Below are 20749 nucleotides of genomic sequence, written 5' to 3'. Positions count from 1 at the left end.
TCAGTCGCCTCCCCGGCCGGCGGCCGCCCGCATGATGCGGCCGGCGATGCGCGCCGCCTCGGCGCTGCCGCCGTCGCCGTAGTCCTCCAGCACGACGCACACCGCGGAGACCGGCTGGCCCTTGTCGTCGATGGCGAAGCCGATGAACCAGCCGATGTTCTTCGTGACGCCGGTCTGCGCGGTGCCGGTCTTGCCGCCGACCTGGAAGCCGTTGATGGCGGCGTTGCGGCCGGTGCCGTTCTCGACGACCAGCTTCATCATGTCGCGCAGGTCGCTGGCGACCTGCGGGGTGATCGGCTCGCGCAGCACCTTCGGGCTCGCGCTGTCGATCTGCCGGCGGTCGGGGCCGAGCAGGCGCTGCACCAGGTACGGCTGCATCTGCTTGCCGTCGTTGGCGACCGCGGCGGCGATCATCGCGCCCTGCAGCGGCGTCATCCGGACCTCGCGCTGGCCGATCGACGACTGGGCGAGCGCGCCGGGGTCGTCCTGGCCGTCGGGGCCCTGGATGGCGCCGGTCTCGCTGGCGGCGACGGGCAGGCCGCCGCCGGTCAGGTTGCCCACGGTCAGCTCGGCGTCCTGGCCGAAGCCGAACTTGGCGGCGGTGGCCTTGAGCTTGTCGGCGCCCAGCTCGACGCCGAGGCGGGCGAAGCCGGTGTTGCAGGACTCGCGGACGGCCTCGGCGAGGGTCACCTGCGACTCGGGGCAGATCGACGGGGCGGCGTTGCGGATCGGCGCGCCGGACGTCGGGGCGGTGTAGGTGCTGCCCGCCGGGATGGACGTCTCCTTGGTGATGCCGTTCTCCAGCGCGGCGGCCGCCATCACGATCTTGAAGGTGGAGCCGGGCGGCAGCACCTCGCTGAGCGCCCGGTTCTTCAGCGGGCCGTTCTCGGCCTTGAGCAGCTCGTCGTACGCCGCCTGCGCCTTCTTCGTGGCGTGGTCGGCCAACGGGTTCGGGTCGAAGCTGGGCATCGACACGAGGGCCTGCACGGCGCCGGTGCGCGGGTCGATGGCGATGGCGGCGCCCCGGTCCACGCCACCGTTGTTCTTCGTCAGCTGCTCGTACGCCACCTCCTGCGCCCGCCGGTTGAGCGTCAGCAGCACGTTGCCGCCGCCGGTGTCGTCGTCGGTGAACATGTCCTTGACCCGGTCGGCGAACAGCTTGTCGCTCTCGCCGGACAGGAAGTCGTTCTCGCTGCGCTCGATGCCGGTGGCGCCCAGGTTGACCGGCTTGTAGCCGATGACGTGCGCGTACGGCTGCTTCAGCGGGTAGGTGCGCCGGTACTTGAGCTGGTCGTTGGTGGCGACGCTCTCAGCGAGCGCCTCGCCGCCGGCCTCGATGACGCCGCGCTGGCGGTCGTACTCGGCGACCTGGACGCGGGAGTTGAAGCCGCTCGTGCGGTATTCGTCGGCCTTGTACGCCTGCACCCAGTTGAGGTTCGCGAACAGCAGGCCGAACAGCACCATGATCACGATGCCGGCGCGGCGGAGCGGGGCGTTCACCGGATCACCTCCGTGGCGGCGCCGTGCAGCTGCGCGGGCGGCTGCTTCGCGCCGGGCGCGGCGGCGGGACCGCCTGCGGCGCCCGTGGCGGGCCGGCGGGCCGCGTCCGAGATGCGCAGGAGCATGGCGATGAGCAGCCAGTTGGCCATCAGTGAGGAGCCGCCGGCGGAGAGGAACGGGGTCGTCTGGCCGGTCAGCGGGATCAAGCCGGTCACGCCACCCACGATGACGAACACCTGCAAACCCATGGTGAACGCGAGGCCACCGGCGACCAGCTTGCCGAACGAGTCGCGCACCGCCAGCGCCGCCCGCAGGCCGCGCGAGACCACCAGGAAGTAGATGACGAGCAGGGCCGACAGCCCGAACAGCCCGATCTCCTCGCCGAGCCCGGCGAAGATGAAGTCGTCCTCGACCTCGGGGATGAACCGCGGCTGGCCGCCGCCGGGGCCGGTGCCGAACAGCCCGCCCGTGCCGAGCCCCAGCAGCGACTGGACCAGCTGGTAGCTCTCGTTGAACGGCCGCTCGCCCTCGAACGGGTTGAGCCAGATCTGGGCGCGGTCGTAGAAGTTGCGGAACGGCCCGCCGACGGACGCGCCCAGCACGTACGCCAGGTAGACGCCGCCGAAGAACAGCAGCAGGCCGATGATGAGCCAGCTGGAGCGCTCGGTGGCGATGTACAGCGTGACGATGAACAGGCCGAAGTACAGCAGGGCGGTGCCGAGGTCCTTCTCGAACACCAGGACCAGGAGGCTGAACAGCCACACCGCGACGATCGGGCCGAGGTCGCGGCCGCGCGGGAAGTCGATGCCGAGGAACCGCTTGCTCGCCAGCGACAGCACCTCGCGCTTGCGCACCAGGTAGTAGGCGAAGAACGAGACCAGCGCCAGCTTGGCGAACTCGCCCGGCTGGATGGAGAAGCCGCCGAACCGGATCCACAGCTTCGCGCCGTTGACCTCGGAGATGCTGGCGGGCAGCACGGCGGGCAGCATGACCAGCACGATGCCGATCAGGCCCAGCGTGTACGCGTAGCGCGAGACGATGCGGTGGTCGCGGATGACGGCCAGCAGCACGCCGGCCAGGATCAGCGACAGCAGCGTCCAGGCGAGCTGACGCCCGCCCACGCCGGAGAAGAGGCCCAGGTCGATGCGCTCGTCGGGCTCGGCGCGGGCGAGGTCGACGCGGCGCAGGTACGCCACCCCGATGCCGTTGAGCAGGGCCACGGCGGGCAGCAGCACCGGGTCGGCGTACGGCGCGAGGAACCGCACCACCATGTGCAGCGCCACGAACAGCGCGGTGAGCAGCGCGGTCGGCACCCAGAACCGCGGCGTGAGCGTCTCCAGCACGGTGGCCTCGACCGTTGCCGCGTACACCGCGACCAGCGCCATCGCGAACAGCAGCATCGCCAGTTCGGCGTTGCGGTGCGTCCGGGGCACCGGGACACGCGGCTGCTCGCCCGCGCTGGCGGGCGGCGGAGCCGGTACGGCTGGGGCGGTCACGAGTGATCCCGTTCGGTCGGGGCCGGCACGGTCAGTCGGCGGGCCGGCAACCGACGGGCGGGTCGACCGGCAGGGCGGCGGCGGAGGAGGGCGGGGCGTCGGGGGCGGTGGCCGGCGTGGTGGCGCCGGGCAGGCCTCCCGGGCCGGACGACGGCGCGACCGACGGGTTCGACAGGGGCGGGACGGTGGGGGTGGTCGCACCGGCGGAGGCCGTCGGCGGGCACAGCGGCTTGAGGTTGGCGTTGGCCGGGTCGGTGCTGGTCAGCGCGGCGAGCGTGCGCTCGGCGTCGGCCCGGTTGTCGGCCTGGATGCCCTGGCGGACCTGCGTCTGCGCGACCGTCGTCAGGTCCTCCAGGTCGCCGGTCGCGCTGTCCTGCTGGACGGTCGACAGGTTGAACCCGGCGATCTCGCCGGGGATGCCCTGGAAGATGGCGAGCTGGCCGGACTCGGTGGCGCCGACGTAGTAGCGGGTCTGGGTGTAGCGCCAGCCCAGCCACAGGCCGCCGCCGAGGATGCCGAGCAGCACCACCATGAGGATCGTGGTGCGCACCGGGTGCCGCTTCGGCTCGGCCAGGTCCTCGGCCGGCTCGGCGACGGGCTCGGGCTGCGCGGGGCGCGGCGGCGCCTGGAGGGCGGCGGCGCGGGCGGCCGAGGTGGAGCCGTCGGCCACGGTGGTGTTGCCGCGGTCGCGGGCGGCCGCGCCGCCGACGATCGGCGCCGCCTCGAGGATGTCCTCGTCGGTGGCGTCGGCGATGACCACGGTGATGTTGTCGGGGCCCCCGCCGCGCAGCGCGAGCTGGACGAGCCGCTCCGAGCAGGCCTGCGGGTCGGCGTACTCGCGCAGGGTGGCGCCGATCGTGTCGAAGCTGACGACGCCGGACAGGCCGTCGGAGCAGATCAGGTAGCGGTCGCCGCGCTGCACCTGGCGGACGCTGTATTCCGGGTCGATGTCGCGGCCGTCGAGCGCCCGGGTGAGCAGCGAGCGCTGCGGGTGGCTGCTGGCCTCCTCGGGGCTGATGCGGCCCTCGTCGACGAGCATCTGGACGTACGTGTCGTCCTTGGTGATCTGCGCGAACTCGCCCTGCCGCAGCAGGTAGGCGCGCGAGTCGCCGATGTGCACCATGCCGATCTTGCTGCCGGAGAACAGCACCGCGGTGAGGGTGGTGCCCATGCCCTCGAGGTGCGGGTTGGCGTCGACGGTGTCGCGCAGCTGCTGGTTGGCGGTGCCGACGGCGTGCCGCAGCGCGTCGACCAGGGCGTCGCCCGGCACGTCCTCGTCGAGCGGGGCCATGGCGCCGATGACGATGTTGCTCGCCACGTCTCCGGCGGCCATGCCGCCCATCCCGTCGGCGACAGCGAGCAGCCGCGGTCCGGCGTAGACGGAGTCCTGATTGCCGTCTCGGATCAGACCGCGGTCGCTCTGCGCGGCATAGCGCAAGGTCAGTGTCATGTCCGTAGCTCGAGGGACGTGCGGCCGATCCGGATCGGCACACCAAGGGGGACGGGCGTCGGTGCAGAGACCTTAGCGCGGTCGAGGTACGTCCCGTTCGTGGAGCCGAGGTCCTCGAGGAACCACTGCCCGTCACGCGGCACGAGGCGCGCGTGCCGGGCCGACGCGTAGTCGTCGGTGATCACCAGCGTCGAGTCCTCCGCCCGCCCTATCGTGATGTGCGCTTCACCCAGGGTGATGCGCGTGCCGGCCAGCTGCCCGGCGGTCACCACGAGCTGGCGGGCCGCCTTGCCGCGCTTGACCTTGGCCACCGGGCGGCCTGCCGGCGCCGCGCCGCCGACGCCCCGGGGAGCGGCGACGATGCGGCTGGACCGGGTGCCGGCGAACAGGTCCCGGCGGATCACCCCGACCACCGTGAACACGAAGATCCACAGGAGGATGAGGAACCCGAACCGGGCGACGGTCAAGACGAAGTCGGGCAAGGTGACCTAGCCGTCCACTCGGAACGTCAGCGTCGTCGTGCCGAGCTGGATCATGTCACCCGGGTTGAGGGCGACGGCGGAGACGCGCTGGCCGTTGACCATCGTGCCGTTGGTGGAACCGAGGTCGGTCAGCACGACCTGGTTGCCGTCGAAGTCGAGCCGGGCGTGCCGGCGCGAGATGCCGACGTCGGGCAGGCGCAGGTTGGCCTGGTCGCCGCGGCCGATGACGGTCGAGCCCATCTGCAGCGGGTAGGTGCGGCCGTCGCCGCCGACCAGGCGCACGTTGCGCTGGCCGCCGTGACCGCCGTGCGGCGGGTAGCCGCCACCCATCTGCGGCTGCTGGTCGTACGCCGGCTGGCCGTAGCCGCCCTGGTCGTAGGCGGGCGCCTGCACCGGGGCGACGTCGCCGCCGGTGTAGACCTCGGCCGTGACCCGGAACATGCCGGTGTCGAGCCCGTCGCCGCGCTCGATCTCGACGATGACGTCGCCGTACACCGTCCAGGCCTGCTCGCCGATGAACTCCGCCTGCGACTGCGCCAGCTCCTGCGCCAGGGCGGCCGCGTACGGCGCCAGGCGGCTGTGGTCGTAGGGCGAGAGATCGATCACGTAGCGGTTGGGCACCAGGGTGCGACCGCCGGCGAGGATCGCCTTGTGCGCCTCGGCCTCCCGCTGCATAGCGTTGAGGATCTCGACAGGGTGGACCACACCCTTGAACACCTTGGCGAAGGCCCCCTCGACCAGGCCTTCCAATCGCTTCTCAAAGCGCTGCAGCACGCTCACCGGCTCCTCCTCGGGTTCCGAGGACATGATGGTATCCGGCAGCCGCTCGCGCATCCCCCGCGCGGAACGGCCGCCAGACCGTGACCCTCGTATGGCCGCCCGCGACGTCGTGCTAACCTCTGTCACGCGTCACGGGCGGTAATCTGTTCGTGGTGCAAACAGGGACAGCGTAATCTGTCCCGGCACCTGCCGAGGAGTGGGGCGGTCACCCGTCTCCCGCACCCGACGCAGGATGATCACCACATCAGGGGATGTGGCGGAATGGCAGACGCGCACGGTTCAGGTCCGTGTGTCCGAAAGGACGTGGGGGTTCAACTCCCCCCATCCCCACCAGCAGTAGCGGCCCCCCGGCAGAAACCGGGGGGCCGGTTGCGTTACGGGGTGTGGTGACCGGGGGCGTTATGCTCCCGTGGTTCCTGTGCTCCCGGACACGTATGGAGAGTCGTGTGAGTGTCGCCCTGGTGACCGGCTCCGGTGGCCTGATCGGGTCGGAGGCGGTCCGCCACTTCGCGGGGCTCGGCCTCGACGTCGTCGGCATCGACAACGACATGCGCGCCGAGTTCTTCGGCGCCGAGGCCTCCACCGCGTGGAACGTGCGCCGCCTCGGCGAGGAGCTCGGCTCCGCGTACACCCACGAGGCCCTCGACATCCGCGACCGGGACGCCATGGCCGCGGTGTTCAAGCGCTACGGCCGCGACGTCGCGGTGGTCATCCACACGGCGGCGCAGCCGTCGCACGACTGGGCGGTGCGCGACCCGTTCACCGACTTCGACGTGAACGCCGGCGGCACGCTCAACGTGCTGCAGAACGTCCGCGAGCACTGCATCGAGGCGCCGGTCATCCACTGCTCCACCAACAAGGTGTACGGCGACCGGCCCAACTCGCTGCCGTACGCCGAGCTGGAGACGCGCTGGGAGCTGGACCGCGCGCATCCGTACTTCGACGGCATCACCGAGGACATGTCGATCGACGCGTGCCTGCACTCGGTCTTCGGCGCCTCGAAGGTGGCCGCGGACGTGATGGTGCAGGAGTACGGCCGCTACTTCGACATGAAGACGGTGGTGTTCCGCGGCGGCACGCTGACCGGGCCCGCGCACGCGGCCACCGAGCTGCACGGCTTCCTGGCGTACGTGATGCGCTGCAACCTGGAGCAGCGCACGTACCGGATGTTCGGCTACAAGGGCAAGCAGGTGCGCGACGCGATCCACAGCCACGACGTGCTCAGCGCGTTCGAGGCGTTCTTCCGCGCCCCGCGCTCGGCGGCCGTCTACAACCTGGGCGGCGGCCGGCACTCGAACACCTCGATGCTGGAGGCGTTCGCGACGGCGGAGCGGATCAGTGGCAAGCCGATGATCACCGAGTACCACGAGGCCAACCGGGTGGGCGACCACATCTGGTGGATCGGGTCGAACGCCGCGTTCCAGGCCGACTACCCGGACTGGAAGCAGGTCTACGACGTGCCGATGATCCTGCAGGAGATCTACGAGGCCAACGTGGACAGGTGGGTCCCGCAGTCGTGAAGCGCAACGTGCTGGGCGTCCTCGTGGACGCCACCGACTACGCCGCCGCCGCGGACGCGGTGATCGCGGCGGCCGTCGAGCGCCGCCCGTTCGCCCTGACGGCGCTCGCGGTGCACGGCGTGATGACGGGCGTGCAGGACCGGGCCCACAACGCCCGGCTGAACAGCTTCGACATGGTCACGCCCGACGGCCAGCCGGTGCGCTGGGCGCTGAACCTGCTGCACGGCGCCGGCCTGACCGACCGGGTCTACGGCCCGACGCTGACGCTGAAGGTGCTGGAGCGGGCGGCGGCCGAGGGCCTGCCGGTCTACCTGTACGGCTCGACGGAGCCGACCCTGGCGCGGCTGGTGCCGGCGCTGGAGCGGATGTTCCCGGCGCTGAAGCTGGCCGGGGTCGAGGCGTCGAAGTTCCGCTCGGCCCAGCCGGGCGAGGCGGCCGACATCGCCGACCGGATCCGCTCGTCGGGCGCGCGGGTGGTGCTGGTGGGGCTGGGCTGCCCCCGGCAGGAGGTCTTCGCGTACGCGATGCGCCCGCTGCTCGACATGCCGCTGCTGGCGGTGGGGGCGGCGTTCGACTACCACGCGGGCCTGCTGCGCAACCCGCCGCCGTGGATGCAGCGGTACGCGCTGGAGTGGCTGTGGCGGCTGGGCCTGGAGCCGCGCCGGCTGTGGAAGCGCTACGTGCTGCTCAACCCGGCGTACCTGACCCGGCTGGCGGCGCAGAAGCTGCGGCTGTGGAAGGCGGCCCCGCCGGCGCCGGCCACGACGCCGCTGGAGACGTTCCCCGTCTAGGCACAGCAGCGGGGCTCCGCCGGCGCCCGTCGCGCCACCGGAGCCCCTGCCGACCCTCCCCAGGTCGGGCCATCCCGTCGCGGATACCGGGCGACGGAAGCTCGACACGAGCGTATGGCAGGGGACACGGCCGATACAGGGTCGAATATGCCTTTCGCCCAATGGAATGAGAACGCTCAGTACGCAAGCCGTCACACAGAGTCCATTTCGGACCCCTACGGGGCGGGCGTCAGGGGTCTGAGCGGGGAAAACCCGGTTCCCGGGGTTGCGCCCGCACGACAGGCTGACACCCGTGACCACCCCGGCTGATCTGACCGTCGTCGGCGCGCTCGCCGCCACCTGGCTGGCCGCGGGCCTGCTGGCCGACACCCTGCCCGACGTCGGCACCGCCCGCGTCCTGCTGCGCCGCACCCGGGCGCTGTCCGTGCTCGTCGGCGTCGGGGCCGCCCTGCTCGTCGCCGTGCCGTTCGTCGACGCCGCCACCCCGGGCGCGTCGCGCCTGCCGTCGGCCGCGCTGCTGCCCGCCGTACCGGCGCTGGTGGTGCTCGTCGTGACCGTGCGCCGCCTCGGCTGGCTGCGCCGCGGCGCGGCCGCGTTCGCGACCGCGCCGCTGACGCCCGCCTCGCCCGCCCTGCGCGCCGCGGCCGCCCACCCCCTGCTGGCGACCCCGTTGCAGGTGACCGGACTCGCGGCGCTGGCCGGCGCGCCGGTCGCCGCGGGTGTCGTGGAGCTGCCCGGGTCCGGCCTGGCCGGCATCGCGATCTGCGTCGTCGGCCTGGCCGTGCTGGTCATCGGCGCCCGGCACGCCCTGCGGCACAGCCGCCTCGCCGAGGGCGCCGTCCGGGTCCGCGCGATGATCCGGTCGTCCTGACCCGCTACGGGCGGCGCTTGGCGTCCTGCACGTAGAGCAGCTCGAGGATCGACCGGGCCGCCTCGAACCAGCGGTCCAGCCACCCGGGCGGCGGCACCGAGCCCTTAGGCGGCAGCTCCAGCAGCAGGCCGCGCAGCAGCGGGTGGTCCGCCATCGAGGGCGGCGGGGCGCCGTTCTCGAGCCAGCCGGGCGGCGGGTAGACGGGCTCGCTCAGGCCGCCCATGTCCAGGGACGGCAGCGTCGGCGGGCGCTCCAGGCCCGCCGCCGGGTCCAGCGCCGGGGCGGCGCCGTTGCGGGGGGCCAGCTCGGCCTCGACCGGCTCGGGCAGCTGGTCGCGGCGCTGCCGGTACGGCCCGACGCCGCCGAATCGGTCCGCCGCCGTGGACGAACCGTTGTTCAGGTTCTCGGAACCCATGAGGATCACTCTCCGCCTGCCTCGCTCGAATGACGCGTCCGACCCGCGCACTACCAGGTCAACGACGTTCAGGCGGAGAGGGCGACGGCACCGGCCGCCGCCCTCTGCCCGTCACAGGTCGAACTCGCCGTCCTTGGCGCCCCCGACGAAGGCGTCCCACTCGTCGGTCGTGAACAGCAGGGCGGGGCCGGTCGGGTTCTTCGAGTCGCGCACGGCGATGCCGCCGCCCACGAACGCGACCTCGACACAGTTGTCGCAGTTGGGGCCGCTGCGCGAGCTCTTGAACCACTCGGCACGGCTCAGATCTACGCGGAGTCCCTTGGTCTTGATCTCCACAATGGCTCCTTAGCCAGCTTGGCAAGCATGGCGGCGGATTCCTCCGGCGAGAGGGCCGCCGTGTGGAGGGAGTTGAAGATCAAGTGGTACTTGACCAGTTCGTCGTTCTTCTCGAGGAACAGGCCCCCGGTCGCGTTCTCGGCGAACACCACGTCCGGGTCCCGGTCCTCCGGGAAGTCGAGGATCGTGAACGTGCCGTCCATGCCCGCATGGGCCCCCGCCTCGAAGGGCAGGATCTGGAGGGTCACGTTCGGCATCTCCGTGGCCTCGATCAACTGGACGATCTGGCCACGCATCACCGCATCCCCGCCGACGGGCCGGCTCAGTACCGCTTCATCCAGCACCACCCACAGGTCGATCGGATCGTCCTGGATCAATAACGACTGACGTTGCATCCGGACACGCACGCGGCGCTCGGCTTCGTCCTCGTCGATGTCGGGGCGGGCGGTGTGGAGCATCGCCTTGGCGTAGTGCTCGGTCTGCAGCAGACCGGGGACCACCTGCTGCTCGTACGCACGGATCCGTTGCGCGGCCGCCTCCAGGCCGACGAAAGCGCCGGTCAGGACGGTGCTGTACGGGTGCCACCAGCCCTTCATCCGGGCTTCTCGCGCTATCTGCACAAGTTCCTCGGCGACCGTACCGTTCACGCCGTAGACGGTGAGCAGGTCCTGGACGTCCTTGGGCGTAGCCGTGTTGTGACCGGTCTCGATGCGGGAGACCTTGGACTTCGAGCAGCCCAGCCGGTCGGCGGCGACATCGATGGTGATGCCGGCCTGCTCCCGATATTTACGCAGCTCAGCGCCCAGCCGACGACGTCGGATGGTCGGGCTCCGGCGCTGGTCCACACACACCTCCGGGGGGCGGCTCCGTGACGGTGGGACTCGGTGCAGTGCACCCTGCGTCACGGTCGGTCCGCTCAGTGTGCCGGGTTTCCGGGGGTCGCACCAAGCGCGCGAGGGGTCCGGCCGACGCTTTCGTGCAACTTGCATAGAGGGACCTCGTGGTGCAATCTTTCCGTAGGCCTGGTGTCACTCTGAGTTTGATGTTGAAGCCCGTAGTGCGCGTTTTGCACCGCTATGACAGGGGCGCCACCTCGACCGTTCGTCCCGTGTGGACGTCCGACCGGATGACCGGGCGGATCGTCGCACGTGGTTGGACTGTTGGGCGTGGCGATGGCGGGAAGGGCAACGTCCGAGGTGGGCAGTCAGCCATCTTGGGTATTGCATAACGCCGCAAGGCGGGCACACTGGCTCTTCGTGCGACAGCACGGACGAACCACCCCGTCCACCCCCGCGACAGGACAGGAGAAGACGTGCTACCTCGGTCCGGTGATGTTCTCCATCTGACGAAGGCTGCGAGCGTGCAATTCACGTCGCCGAAGCTCTTCCGCGTCATCCGGGTGCACGACTGGCCGACGTACGACGGCTGGATCTGGCTGGACGGGTACGAACTCAACGCCGCCGGGGACGCCGTCGAGCGCCGCTCGGTCTTCGTACAGCTCAGCGGCCTGCGGCAGATCGGCAAGGCGCCCGATCCCCGCACCCGCAACTCGCGCCGTCCGGGCGTCACCCCCGGCACGACGTCGGGCCGCGTCATCCGCACCGGCCGCTGACCACCGTCAGCAGGGGTCGACCGTGACCGTCCGGGTCGGCGATCGCCAAGTGCCCGCCCGGGCGGCGATGGTGTACGTGTAGCCGGTGCCGGCCGCGGTCGTCGTGTCGGTCCAGGCGACCGTCGCACGCCCCGCGATCGTCGTCGTGCCGCCGGGCGTGCGGACGATCTCGTACCCGTCGGCGTACGTGTCCGTGGTCGCGGTCCAGCCGAGATCGACCGTGGGGTCGTTGAGCGCCGTCGTGGGGATCGCGAGGGCGATCGACGCCCACGCCGGGTTGGTGGGATTGATCGAGCTGGTGCGGACGCCGGTGCCGCCGGCCGCCGCCACCGGCGCGTGGTAGCTGCGCAGGCCGGCGCCGATGCCGTTGACCGCGGGACCGGCCGTCATTCCGGCCGGCACGGACGACGTGGTGCCGCTGTGCGCGAAGACCGTCACCAGCATGTCGTTCGCCTGGGCGGTCACGGACGACGCGGCCGCGGTGGCGGTGGTGCCGTTGTTGCTGACGCTCACGACCGCCCCGCCGGCGTTCCGGTACGAGGTCAGGCTGCCCACCGCCACGGCGATCGTGCTGAACGTGGCGGTGTAGTCGGCCGGCGGTGAGGCGGGCGCCGCCAGCGCGAACACCGCCAGGCGGACGTCGTAGCTCGCGCCGTCGGCGAAGTTCCCACCGAGATACAGCCACCCGGGCGGCGTGTTGATGCCCGCCGGGGCGGCGCCGCCGTCGTCGTAGGTCATCACCGACATGATCAGCATGTCCCCGGCCGCGGTGGCCGGCGTGGTGAGCGTGATGGAGCCGCCGAGGCCCGAACCCGTCGTCGAGGCGCGGTAGCCCGCTGCGAGCGGGGTGCACGGGCGGTCGGCCGTCAGCGGTCCGGGCGCGTTCAGGGTGTCCGTCCCGAACGTCCCGGCGGCGCCCCGCGCGGACGAGAACGCGGCACTGGACGTCTGGTAGCCGGTCAGGGACGCCAGCCCGACCAGGATCAGCGTCAGCGTGGCCAAACCGTGGCGGCGCAGGCGCCGGCGCAGCGTCGTGTGCCGCATCTGCTCCCGCCTCCTCCCGCCGTCCGGACGGCGCTCCTATCGGCGCGGCGCCGCCGCGGTTGAGGGGCCGATCGCTCAGGAGGCACCGGCCTCCTGCCGACAAGAGCGCGAGAGGAGGTCGCCGGTCGAAGGGACGCAGGATGGGAAGCGGACGCCCCCGTCGCGCCCCGGCGTACCGCCGGCCGGACCTGACGCTCGTCGTGGTGATGCTGCTCGCCGCCGCCGTGGCCTTCGCCGCGATCGGCTGGCGGGACGACCGCACGGCCACGACCGAACCGGTGCTCGCGACGTCCCCGCTGTTCGACGACGACGGCGGCGACGCCATGTTCGCGCTGGCCGCCATGGAACCGGACATCGCCGTCCAACGGTGCGTCCAGGTCGGATACGGCGGGCCCGCCGTCCCGGGCACCGTGCGGCTGACCGCGGCCGACGTCCGGGGCGCGCTGGCCGGCCGGATCGCCGTGACCGTCGAACGGGGCACCGGCGGCCGGTACGGCGACTGCGCCGGCTTCCGGGGCGCGCCGATCTACGCCGGCACCCTCCGCGACCTGGCCGACGACCACGACGACGGCCTGGACACCGGGTGGTCCCCGGGCGCCGGGGAGTCCGCGGCGTTCCGGGTCACCGTGCGGCTCGCGGGCCAGGAGCAGCCGGCGCCCGGCGCGGCGGCCGCCGCCTCGTTCGTCTGGCAGCTGCGGGGACCGGCACCGGTCGCACCGCAGGCCACCGGCGGCACGCCGGCGCCGCCCGGACCGGCGTCCCCGGCCCCGTCCGCCGCCCCGTCCTCGGCCGCGTCCCCGTCGAGCCCGGCCACCGGCGCGCCGACGACCTCCGGAGCCGTTCCGGCCGCGCCGCCCGCGGGACGGACGGCGAGCACCGGCGGCATGGCGGCCGTCCTCGAGGACGTGCGCCGGTTCCTCGAGCAGGCGGGCCGCTACGCGGCGGTGCCGATCGCCGCGATCGTCGCGCTGCTGCTCTTCCTGCTGGTGCAGAGCCGGCTCGATCAGCGCGACCCCAAGCTCGCCCTCGCCCCGGTGTGGGCCGACGACCACCTGTGGATCCCCGAGTCACCGGAGCAGTCATGACGCGCAGCCCCCAGGTCGCCGACGACCTCGTCCCGGTCGCCAACCGCATCGCCGGGGTGCAGCTGAGCCGCGTCCCGGTGTTCGCGGCGCTGCCGCTGCTCGCCGCCGCCACGCCCGGCGCCGCCGTGCCGCCGCTGCTGCTCGGCTGCGCCCTGTGGCTCGCCGTGGCGCTGGCGTCGTGGCCGCTGAGCCGGTTCGGCCGCACGGCGGCGCTGACCACGCTCAACGTGACCCTGATCGGCGACGGCATGGTCCTCGCCTGGGCCTGGTACCGCCTGGACGGGCTCGACGGCCCCGTCAGCCTGGTCATCGTCCTGCACACCATCGCGGTGACCCTGGTGACGGCGTTCCGCACCGGCGCCAAGATCGCGCTGTGGCACTCGCTGCTCGCGGTCGCGGTGCTCGACGCGGTCTCCGCCGGGCTGCTGGGTCCCGCCCGCCCCTTCCCCGTCGTCGACACCGCCGTCTACCTGGGCGGGCTGTGGGCGGCCGCGCTGGGCACGGCGTGCCTGGCCGCCGTCAACGAACGCGAGCTGCGCCGCCGCCGCTACGACGAGCAGGTGCTCCGCGACCTGGCGCTGCGCTCCGGCGCGCAGGCCGACGCGGGCGCCGTGGCCCTGGGCCTGGCCGCGTTCGGGTACGCCGAGCTGTCCGCCCGCCGCGCCGCCGTGGCGGTGCTCACCCACGGCGACGTCGCCGGCCGGCCCGACTTCGGCGCCGTGGTGGACGAGGACGGCACCTCCCGCACCCGGATCCTGACCGGCCCGCCGCCGGCGGAGCTGCGACCCGACGACGTCCGCCTGCTCGGCCGGCCGGACCCGGTCCGCGACGCGTGGATCCACCAGCTGCTGCCCGACCCCGTCAACGTGGTCGTGGTGCCGTTCGCCGTCCAGGACGCGGTGGGCTTCCTCGTGCTGGAGCAGCCGCGCCGCCGTTCGGCCCGGGCGTCCCGCCGCGTCAACCGGCGGATGCTCGCCACCGCCCGGCAGGCCGCCGCGCAGAGTGCCGCCGCCGTGGGACGCGCGCTGGTCGCCGACCAGCTCGCCGCCGCCGCACTCACCGACGGGCTCACCGGCACGGCCAACCGGCGCCGGTTCGACGCCCTGCTGGCGGCCGAGGTGCGCGGGCCGGTGCCGTTCGCGCTGCTGCTGCTCGACCTCGACCACTTCAAGGCCGTCAACGACACCCACGGCCACCAGACCGGCGACGCCGTCCTGGTCGCCGCGGCCGCCGCGCTGCGGGCCGCCGCGGGCGCCGGGTCGCTCGTGGCCCGGTACGGCGGCGAGGAGTTCGCCGTGCTGACCCCCGTGCCGCCGGCCGAGCTGCCCGCGTTCGCCGAGCGGCTGCGCCGGGCGGTGGCGGACGCGGACACCCCCGTGCCGGTGACGGTCAGCATCGGCGCCGCCTGCTTCCCGCACGACGACGTCACCGAGCAGGGCCTGATCGGCCTCGCCGACGAGCGGCTCTACACCGCGAAGCGGGCCGGCCGCGACCGGGCGGTCACGGACGGCGCCTCCGCGGCCGTCCGCCATCCGCAGCCCGCCGGCCTCAACCGGTGACCGCGCGCGCCGATGAAACGGGGGACACCCGACGTCCACGGAAGGCACCCGCACGCATGACGACCGACCACGCCCCGCGCGGCTACCGTCCCCGGCACCGGCCGGGACCGGCCGACGAGCGCGCGAAGTTCGCCGTCATCGTGTCGGCCGCCCTGGTCATCGGGCTGGTCGGGGGCACCGCCACCTGGTCGGCGTGGAACGCCCGGACCGACAACACCGGCAACGAGTTCGAGACCGGCACGGTCGTGCTGCAGGACGACACCAGCGGCGGGACGCTGTTCGCCCTGCCCGCCATGGAGCCGGGCGTGGTCGAGGAGAACTGCGTCGAGCTGACCTACGCCGGCTCGCTGCCGTCCGAGGTGCGGCTCTACGGCGCCCCGACGGCCGGCACGCTGGGCCCGTACCTCAACCTGACCGTCACCCGGGGCACCGGCGGCGCCCACGACGACTGCTCCTCGTTCGTGCCGGACGCCACCTCGTACGCGGGCCTCGGCCCCGGGGTGCTCTTCCAGGACGACCTCACCGACTACCCGTCGACGTTCGCGGCCGGCGTGCCGGACCCGCTGGCGGCGTGGCCGACGAACGAGACCCACTCGTACCGGTTCAGCATCGACGTCGACGACGTGAACGCCGCCCAGGGCCGGACGCTCACCCAGACGTTCAGCTGGGAGGCGCAGCGATGACCGCGGCGCCGGCCGGCCGCACCCGCCGGCTGGCGACCACGGCGCTGATGCTCGTCATGGTGGCGGCCGCCGCGGCGGTGACGCTCGGCCGCGTCGCCGGCCTGCAACCGCTCGTCGAGCAGTCCGGCAGCATGCTGCCCACGATCCGGCCCGGCGCGCTCGTCGTCAGCCGGCCGGTGCCCGCCGACGCCGTGCGCACCGGCGACATCGTCAGCTTCCGCGACACCGGCCGCGGCGGGGCGCTCATCACCCACCGGGTCGTCGACGTCCGGCGCACCGGCGACCTGCTGACCTTCGAGACGCGCGGCGACGCCAACGCCGGCAGCGAGCGGTGGACGGCGCCCGCCCGCGCGGAGATCGGCCGGACGGTGGTCGTCCTGCCGTACCTCGGCATGCTCGTCGCCGGCCTCGCCGAACCCCTGGTGGTGGCGTGCCTCGCGGCGGTCGCCGGCCTGCTGGTCGCCGCCGTCCTCGCCGGGCGGCGCGGACGGCACGGGCGGCGCCGCGGCCGGGCCGTCAGTCGCCCTCGGGTCCCGTCGTCGTCGGGGACGGCGTCGGCTCGGTAGTGCGCGGCTCGTCCGCGACGATCAGCTCGACCGTCGTGCCGGGCTCCAGCTCCGTGCCCTCCCCCGGGACCGTCTCGATGACCGTGCCCGGCTCCGCGTCCGACTCCCGGAACCGCAGCCGGTACGTCAGCCCCGCCTCGTCCAGCGCCCGGCGGGCGTCGGCCGCGGTCAGGCCCACCACCTGCGGCACCGGCACCTCCTCGGGCTCCGGCGACGGCGACGCCGTCGTGGGCGTCGGGCTGGGGGTGCGGCTCGTGCGCGTCGCCGACGGCTTGGTCACGGCGGGCGCCGCCGAGCTGGCCTGCGGCAGCGGGTCGTCGTCGCCCGCGTTGTCCGTGATGAGGAAGACGCCGTAGCCGATCAGGCCCACCAGCAGCAGCGCCGCCACACCGATCAGGATCGGCATCCACCAGGCGCGGCGCGGCTCGTCCGCCACCGGCGCCCAGCCGCCCACCGTCGTGGTCTCCATCGGCACCGGGCGCGGCGGCCGCACCTCGGCCCGTCCGGCCCAGGCGGCCCCGCCGTCGTCCTCCACCGCCGGCATCTGGCGGGTCGCGTCCGCCCCCGGCACCGGCCGGGTCGCGCCGGCGCCCGGCAGCTGCTGCGTCGCGTCACCCGCCGGGGGGATCCGCTGGGTGGGATCCGCCGGCGGCAGGCCGCGCGCGGGGTCCCCGGACAGGAACGCCGTGTCGTCGGCGGCCGGCGGGCGCGGCGGCTCGTCCTCGTCGTCGGCGAACGGGTCGAACTGCCCGGTCTCGTCCAGCGGACGCTGCTCGTCACCCGACCCGCCCCCGGGGCGGCCTCGCTGCTCATCGGACATCGCGTGATCCTCTCGCGGTACACACCGGCTCGCCGGACACCTGTCCAAAATATCCGGTACGCGGTGGCGAATGTGCCGCGACCGCCCCCTGACCGACTGCGCCACCGACGCCCCGGCCCGGCCGAATCGTACGGATGCGACGGACTCGCTGGCGAAGACATCGACCGCTACAGTGCCCCGCATGGCCGGACAGGGCTGGACAGCACAGACAGCCGCGGCGGCCGGAACGGCCGCCGCGGCCGGTGCCGCGCAGCTCGGACTCGGCTACGGCCTCGGGGTCGTCGCCTGGCCGGCGACACCCGCCGACGACCTCGTCTGGTCCGGCAGCCTGGCGTGGTCCACCTGGATCGCGGCCACCTCCACCATCCTCGGCGCGGTCGTCGCCGCCCGCATCGGACGGTCGGCCGTGCCCGGCTTCGTGCTCGCCACGGCCGCCGCCGTCGGCGCCCTGCTCACCGTCGCCCTCATCGCCGTGCCCGCCCGCGAGGCGATGCGCGCCGACACGTTCGCGCCCGAGACCACCGCCGCCGGGTACGCCACCCTCGGCATCCTCGTCGGCCTGGTGCTCGGCGCGTTCGCGGCCCGCTCCCGGCCCGTCGCCGCGAACCTCGCCGCCACCGCCGTCTGGGTGTGGGTCCTCGCGGCCGCCGCCGTCGTCACCGGCCTGGTCACGGGCGGGCGCACGGCCGGCGCGCACCTCGCCGTCTGGCAGCCCCCCGGCGCCGCCGGCCGCCACTGGTGGGCGAACCTGCACTGGCCCGGCGCCCTCGTCATGGTCGCCGCCGCCCTGCTCATCGGCCTCGCCGTCACCTGGGTCGCGGTCCGCCGCGGCCACACCGGCCCCGGCGCGGTCGTCTCCGGGGCGATCGGCCCGGTGCTCGTCGCCGTCTCGTACTTCGTGCTGGTCCCCCGCCTGACCGGCTCCCCGACCGAGCTGACCTCCGCCTACCTGACCGCCCCCTACGCGGTGGTGGCGGGCCTCGCGGGCTCGCTGCTCGCGGCCCGCTTCGCGAAGACCAGCCGGACCGCCGGCGAGGTCGCCCCGGTCCGGCTCACCTCGACGGTACGACCGAAGGCCGCCACGAACGCCGCCACCACCGAGTCGGCCCGCGGCGCGGCCCCGGCGGACCCGTGGGCGAGCCCGCTCGCGGGCAGCTCCGCGGCCGCGGCCGAGCCCCGGCGCAGCCGCCTGCCGTGGCGCCGCCCGGCCGACCCCACCGCCGACGCCGCCGAACCCGCGGCCAAGCCCACCGCCAAGGCCGCGGCCAAGCCCAAGCCCACCGCCAAGCCGGCCGCTTCTCCCGCTTCCGCCGGCTCGGGCGGCGGCGCCGCCTCCGCCGGGGCGACGGCCGCCGGTGAGCCGGCGTCGCCGGGCCGGGTGAAGGGGCTGTTCCGGGGCCTGGCCCGGGTCCGGTCCCGGGGCGTGGCCAAGCCGGTCACCGACGACACCGAACCCACCGCGGACCTGACCGCACCGGCCTCCAAGCCGGCCACCAAGCCGACCGCCGCGCCGACGCCGGGCCCCGCCGGGGCCGCCGCCGGGCAGCCGCCCGCCAAGGCCGCCGCGAAGACCACCCCGGCGAAGGCCACCCCGGCCAAGGACACCTCGGCCAAGACCACCGCGGCCAAGGACACTCCGACGAAGACCGCCCCGGCCAAGGCCGACGGCGGGGCCGGGCCGGCGGCCGAGGCCGGCGCCCGCCAGCCCGGCGGCGCCGCCGGTCGGGGCGGCAAGGAAGCCACCGGCGACGACAGGGACCAGCGCGGTGGGCGGGCCGTCGCCGCCGAGAAGCCGCGGCACAGCACGGTGGCCGCGCCGACCACGATCCAGCGCCCGGTCCTCGGCCCGCCGACGCCCGGGAAGGGGCGCCCGGCCGAGCCCCAGGTCGTGCAGCAGGCCGGGACGCCGAAGCCCGCGAACACGCCGCCGACCGCGCCGGAGCCCGCCAACGAGCCGCCGACGGCGCCCCGGCCGGAGCGGACGGCGCGCTCCGGTCGTACCAAGGGCAGGGACAAGGACCCCGGCGGCCCGGCGGCGGGGGCGTCCGGGGGCGGGACCGGCGGCCGGCCGGCCGGCGGCGAGCCGGACCGGGGCGGGGACGCGGCGCTGTCGTCCGTCAGTCCACTGTGGGTCGAGGACGAGCCGGAGCCGGCCGTCAGGCGCGGCCGGAACCCGTTCCGGCGGCGGCCCGAGGCGACCGCCTGATCATTCGACCGGCCAGGTGTGCACCGGGTCGTTGCTGCGCTGCAGTTTGTTGTAGCGCAGCAGCATGTCGTGCAGGGCGGCGTCGCGGTCGAGGCCGCGGTTGCGTTCGGCGGACCACACGGTCTCGGTCTGCCAGACGGCGCCGTTGCGGCCGGTGCGGCAGCGTTCGTCGATGATGCCGAGCAGCCGGTCCCGGTGGTACGGATCGACCCCGAACCGGTCCAGCCCCGCGTACGCCTTGGGCAGCAGCGTCTCGCGGACCAGGTCGGCGGCGCGGACCTCGCCCTGCCGCGGCCAGTACAGGGCGGCCTCGATGCCGCGGCGGGCGGCGGCGTGGAAGTTGTCCTCGGCGGCGCCGAAGGTGAGCTGCGACCAGATGGGCCGGTCCTCCTCGGCGAGTTCGCGGGCGAGGCCGAAGTAGAAGGCGGCGTTGGCGAGCATGTCGACGACGGTGGGGCCGGCGGGCAGGACCCGGTTCTCGACGCGCAGGTGCGGCCGGCCGCCGGCGATGTCGTAGACGGGGCGGTTCCAGCGGTACACCGTGCCGTTGTGCAGGCGCAGCTCGCCGAGGTGCGGCACGCCGCCCTGGCGCAGCACGGTGACCGGGTCCTCCTCGTCGACGATCGGGAGCAGCGGCGGGAAGTACCGCACGTTCTCCTCGAACAGGTCGAAGATGGACGTGATCCACCGTTCGCCGAACCACACCCGCGGCCGGACGCCCTGCGCCCGCAGTTCCTCGGGCCGGGTGTCGGTGGCCTGTTCGAACAGGGCGATGCGGGTCTCGGACCACAGGTGCCGGCCGTACAGGAACGGGCTGTTGGCGCCGACGGCGACCTGGACGGCGGCGATGGCCTGCGACGCGTTCCAGTAGGCGGCGAACTGCTCGGGCGGCACCTGGAGGTGGAACTGGACGCTGGTGCAGGCGGCCTCGGGCGCGATGGAGTCGTTGGCGGTCTGCAGCCGTTCGACGCCGCTGATGTCGAGGCTGATCTCCTCGCCGCGGGCGCCGACGATCTGGTCGTTGAGCAGCCGGTAGCGCTCGTTCTCGCTGAGGTTGTCGAGCACGAGGTGGCGCGGGGTGAGGGTGGGCAGGATGCCGACGAGCACGATCGTCGAGTCGGCCTTGGCGGCGCGGTCCTCGGCCCGGCCGAGGCTGGCGTGCAGGTCCTGCTCGTAGTCGGCGAAGCCGTCGCCGCAGATGAGCCGCGGGCGGGCGTTCAGTTCGAGGTTGAACTGGCCCAGCTCGGTCTGGAACGTGGGGTCGGCGAGGTTGCTGAGGATCTCGGCGTTGCGCATGGCGGGCTCGCCGTCGCCGTCCATGAGGTTGAGCTCGATCTCCAGGCCCGTCATGGGGCTGGTGGTGTCGAACGAGAAGTCGTCGAGCATGTACGCGAAGACGTCCAGGCAGCGGCGTACCTTCTGCCTGTATCGGACGCGGTCCTCGGCCGAGAACGCGACCTGTGTGACGTCCTTGCCCATCGGGTCCTCCTGTCGCACCCCTGTCCGGGGGCGCGGCGATCCTGATGGAGGGCG

Annotated in this window: 20 protein-coding genes and 1 tRNA gene; 10 read left to right on the top strand and 11 right to left on the bottom strand. The window is 73.7% G+C overall.

The annotated features are described in order from the left end of the window. The 5 genes from Sya03_RS10155 to Sya03_RS10135 are packed head-to-tail and all read right to left on the bottom strand — an operon-like array spanning position 1 to position 5735. Positions 1 to 1500, bottom strand: coding sequence for a peptidoglycan D,D-transpeptidase FtsI family protein (locus Sya03_RS10155; protein WP_203937973.1), 1500 nt, complete (start codon positions 1498 to 1500; stop codon positions 1 to 3). Then, complete coding sequence (locus Sya03_RS10150) at positions 1497 to 2996, bottom strand: FtsW/RodA/SpoVE family cell cycle protein (protein WP_239107291.1); 1500 nt, start codon at positions 2994 to 2996, stop codon at positions 1497 to 1499. The genes Sya03_RS10155 and Sya03_RS10150 overlap by 4 nt, the downstream gene beginning before the upstream one ends. 31 nt (positions 2997 to 3027) lie before the next feature. Then, on the bottom strand, positions 3028 to 4446 hold the full coding sequence (locus tag Sya03_RS10145) for a protein phosphatase 2C domain-containing protein (RefSeq protein WP_203937972.1): 1419 nt from the start codon (positions 4444 to 4446) through the stop codon (positions 3028 to 3030). Continuing rightward, positions 4443 to 4928 carry an FHA domain-containing protein FhaB/FipA gene (locus tag Sya03_RS10140; RefSeq protein ID WP_203937971.1) on the bottom strand — a complete coding sequence of 162 codons (486 nt, stop codon included), beginning with the start codon at positions 4926 to 4928 and terminating at the stop codon, positions 4443 to 4445. Before Sya03_RS10140 ends, Sya03_RS10145 begins: the two co-directional genes overlap by 4 nt. A gap of 6 nt (positions 4929 to 4934) precedes the next feature. After that, positions 4935 to 5735: an FHA domain-containing protein gene (locus Sya03_RS10135; RefSeq protein ID WP_203937970.1), complete on the bottom strand. Its 801-nt coding sequence runs from the start codon at positions 5733 to 5735 to the stop codon at positions 4935 to 4937. Positions 5736 to 5955: 220 nt separating this feature from the next. Here Sya03_RS10135 and Sya03_RS10130 point away from each other — a divergent pair. From Sya03_RS10130 to Sya03_RS10115, 4 genes are all read left to right on the top strand, one after another. After that, a tRNA-Leu gene (locus Sya03_RS10130) sits at positions 5956 to 6041 on the top strand. 113 nt (positions 6042 to 6154) lie between these two features. After that, positions 6155 to 7228, top strand: a complete 1074-nt coding sequence (locus Sya03_RS10125) for an NAD-dependent epimerase/dehydratase family protein (RefSeq protein ID WP_203937969.1) — start codon at positions 6155 to 6157, stop codon at positions 7226 to 7228. Beyond that, positions 7210 to 8019, top strand: a complete 810-nt coding sequence (locus Sya03_RS10120; RefSeq protein WP_203937968.1) for a WecB/TagA/CpsF family glycosyltransferase — start codon at positions 7210 to 7212, stop codon at positions 8017 to 8019. Before Sya03_RS10125 ends, Sya03_RS10120 begins: the two co-directional genes overlap by 19 nt. 292 nt (positions 8020 to 8311) lie before the next feature. Beyond that, a complete protein-coding gene (locus tag Sya03_RS10115; protein WP_203937967.1) occupies positions 8312 to 8890 on the top strand; it encodes a hypothetical protein in 579 nt (192 codons plus the stop codon). Between the two features lie 4 nt (positions 8891 to 8894). Here the strand turns inward: Sya03_RS10115 and Sya03_RS10110 are convergent, their stop codons facing one another. The 3 genes from Sya03_RS10110 to Sya03_RS10100 form a co-directional block, all read right to left on the bottom strand. Further along, positions 8895 to 9314: a hypothetical protein gene (locus tag Sya03_RS10110; RefSeq protein WP_203937966.1), complete on the bottom strand. Its 420-nt coding sequence runs from the start codon at positions 9312 to 9314 to the stop codon at positions 8895 to 8897. 102 nt (positions 9315 to 9416) lie between these two features. Further along, positions 9417 to 9635, bottom strand: a complete 219-nt coding sequence (locus tag Sya03_RS10105) for a DUF397 domain-containing protein (RefSeq protein ID WP_370872135.1) — start codon at positions 9633 to 9635, stop codon at positions 9417 to 9419. Next, positions 9611 to 10486 carry a helix-turn-helix domain-containing protein gene (locus Sya03_RS10100; RefSeq protein ID WP_203937964.1) on the bottom strand — a complete coding sequence of 292 codons (876 nt, stop codon included), beginning with the start codon at positions 10484 to 10486 and terminating at the stop codon, positions 9611 to 9613. Before Sya03_RS10100 ends, Sya03_RS10105 begins: the two co-directional genes overlap by 25 nt. 467 nt (positions 10487 to 10953) lie before the next feature. Between Sya03_RS10100 and Sya03_RS10095 the strand changes: the two genes are divergently transcribed. Continuing rightward, the gene (locus Sya03_RS10095) at positions 10954 to 11253 is read left to right on the top strand and encodes a hypothetical protein (RefSeq protein ID WP_203937963.1); all 300 of its coding nucleotides are present in this window, start codon (positions 10954 to 10956) and stop codon (positions 11251 to 11253) included. A 6-nt stretch (positions 11254 to 11259) separates the two neighbouring features. Here the strand turns inward: Sya03_RS10095 and Sya03_RS10090 are convergent, their stop codons facing one another. Further along, complete coding sequence (locus tag Sya03_RS10090; RefSeq protein WP_203937962.1) at positions 11260 to 12297, bottom strand: hypothetical protein; 1038 nt, start codon at positions 12295 to 12297, stop codon at positions 11260 to 11262. Positions 12298 to 12437: 140 nt separating this feature from the next. Here Sya03_RS10090 and Sya03_RS10085 point away from each other — a divergent pair, with 140 nt between their 5' ends. Genes Sya03_RS10085 through Sya03_RS10070 form a run of 4 tightly spaced genes read left to right on the top strand, consistent with a single transcriptional unit; the run spans position 12438 to position 16190 of the window. Next, positions 12438 to 13382: a hypothetical protein gene (locus tag Sya03_RS10085; RefSeq protein ID WP_203937961.1), complete on the top strand. Its 945-nt coding sequence runs from the start codon at positions 12438 to 12440 to the stop codon at positions 13380 to 13382. Further along, positions 13379 to 14941, top strand: a complete 1563-nt coding sequence (locus Sya03_RS10080) for a GGDEF domain-containing protein (protein ID WP_203937960.1) — start codon at positions 13379 to 13381, stop codon at positions 14939 to 14941. Before Sya03_RS10085 ends, Sya03_RS10080 begins: the two co-directional genes overlap by 4 nt. Before the next feature lie 56 nt (positions 14942 to 14997). Beyond that, positions 14998 to 15624: a SipW-dependent-type signal peptide-containing protein gene (locus Sya03_RS10075; RefSeq protein ID WP_203937959.1), complete on the top strand. Its 627-nt coding sequence runs from the start codon at positions 14998 to 15000 to the stop codon at positions 15622 to 15624. After that, positions 15621 to 16190, top strand: a complete 570-nt coding sequence (locus Sya03_RS10070; protein WP_203937958.1) for a signal peptidase I — start codon at positions 15621 to 15623, stop codon at positions 16188 to 16190. The genes Sya03_RS10075 and Sya03_RS10070 overlap by 4 nt, the downstream gene beginning before the upstream one ends. Here the strand turns inward: Sya03_RS10070 and Sya03_RS10065 are convergent. Then, positions 16141 to 17010, bottom strand: a complete 870-nt coding sequence (locus Sya03_RS10065; protein WP_203937957.1) for a PASTA domain-containing protein — start codon at positions 17008 to 17010, stop codon at positions 16141 to 16143. The two genes, Sya03_RS10070 and Sya03_RS10065, sit on opposite strands and share 50 nt — an antisense overlap. Before the next feature lie 181 nt (positions 17011 to 17191). Here Sya03_RS10065 and Sya03_RS10060 point away from each other — a divergent pair, with 181 nt between their 5' ends. After that, positions 17192 to 19216 (top strand): hypothetical protein, encoded by a 2025-nt coding sequence (locus tag Sya03_RS10060; protein ID WP_203937956.1) that lies wholly within the window; start codon positions 17192 to 17194, stop codon positions 19214 to 19216. On the opposite strand, the gene Sya03_RS10055 is transcribed toward Sya03_RS10060, so the two are convergent. Continuing rightward, positions 19217 to 20695: a glutamate-cysteine ligase family protein gene (locus Sya03_RS10055; RefSeq protein WP_203937955.1), complete on the bottom strand. Its 1479-nt coding sequence runs from the start codon at positions 20693 to 20695 to the stop codon at positions 19217 to 19219. Positions 20696 to 20749 lie beyond the last annotated feature (54 nt).

This window comes from Spirilliplanes yamanashiensis, assembly GCF_016863475.1.
GTDB lineage: Bacteria > Actinomycetota > Actinomycetes > Mycobacteriales > Micromonosporaceae > Spirilliplanes > Spirilliplanes yamanashiensis.
The sequence above is the reverse complement of the archived record's forward strand: the minus strand, read 5'-3'. Positions and strand labels throughout refer to the sequence as shown.

What these genes read in the sequence shown, in the direction of transcription:
- Sya03_RS10145 (WP_203937972.1), bottom strand. Translation starts at nt 4,446, where the DNA reads ATGACACTGACCTTGCGCTATGCCGCGCAGAGCGACCGCGGTCTGATC.
- Sya03_RS10135 (WP_203937970.1), bottom strand. Translation starts at nt 5,735, where the DNA reads ATGTCCTCGGAACCCGAGGAGGAGCCGGTGAGCGTGCTGCAGCGCTTT.
- Sya03_RS10090 (WP_203937962.1), bottom strand. Translation starts at nt 12,297, where the DNA reads ATGCGGCACACGACGCTGCGCCGGCGCCTGCGCCGCCACGGTTTGGCC.
- Sya03_RS10085 (WP_203937961.1), top strand. Translation starts at nt 12,438, where the DNA reads ATGGGAAGCGGACGCCCCCGTCGCGCCCCGGCGTACCGCCGGCCGGAC.
- Sya03_RS10080 (WP_203937960.1), top strand. Translation starts at nt 13,379, where the DNA reads ATGACGCGCAGCCCCCAGGTCGCCGACGACCTCGTCCCGGTCGCCAAC.
- Sya03_RS10075 (WP_203937959.1), top strand. Translation starts at nt 14,998, where the DNA reads ATGACGACCGACCACGCCCCGCGCGGCTACCGTCCCCGGCACCGGCCG.
- Sya03_RS10070 (WP_203937958.1), top strand. Translation starts at nt 15,621, where the DNA reads ATGACCGCGGCGCCGGCCGGCCGCACCCGCCGGCTGGCGACCACGGCG.
- Sya03_RS10065 (WP_203937957.1), bottom strand. Translation starts at nt 17,010, where the DNA reads ATGTCCGATGAGCAGCGAGGCCGCCCCGGGGGCGGGTCGGGTGACGAG.
- Sya03_RS10060 (WP_203937956.1), top strand. Translation starts at nt 17,192, where the DNA reads ATGGCCGGACAGGGCTGGACAGCACAGACAGCCGCGGCGGCCGGAACG.
- Sya03_RS10055 (WP_203937955.1), bottom strand. Translation starts at nt 20,695, where the DNA reads ATGGGCAAGGACGTCACACAGGTCGCGTTCTCGGCCGAGGACCGCGTC.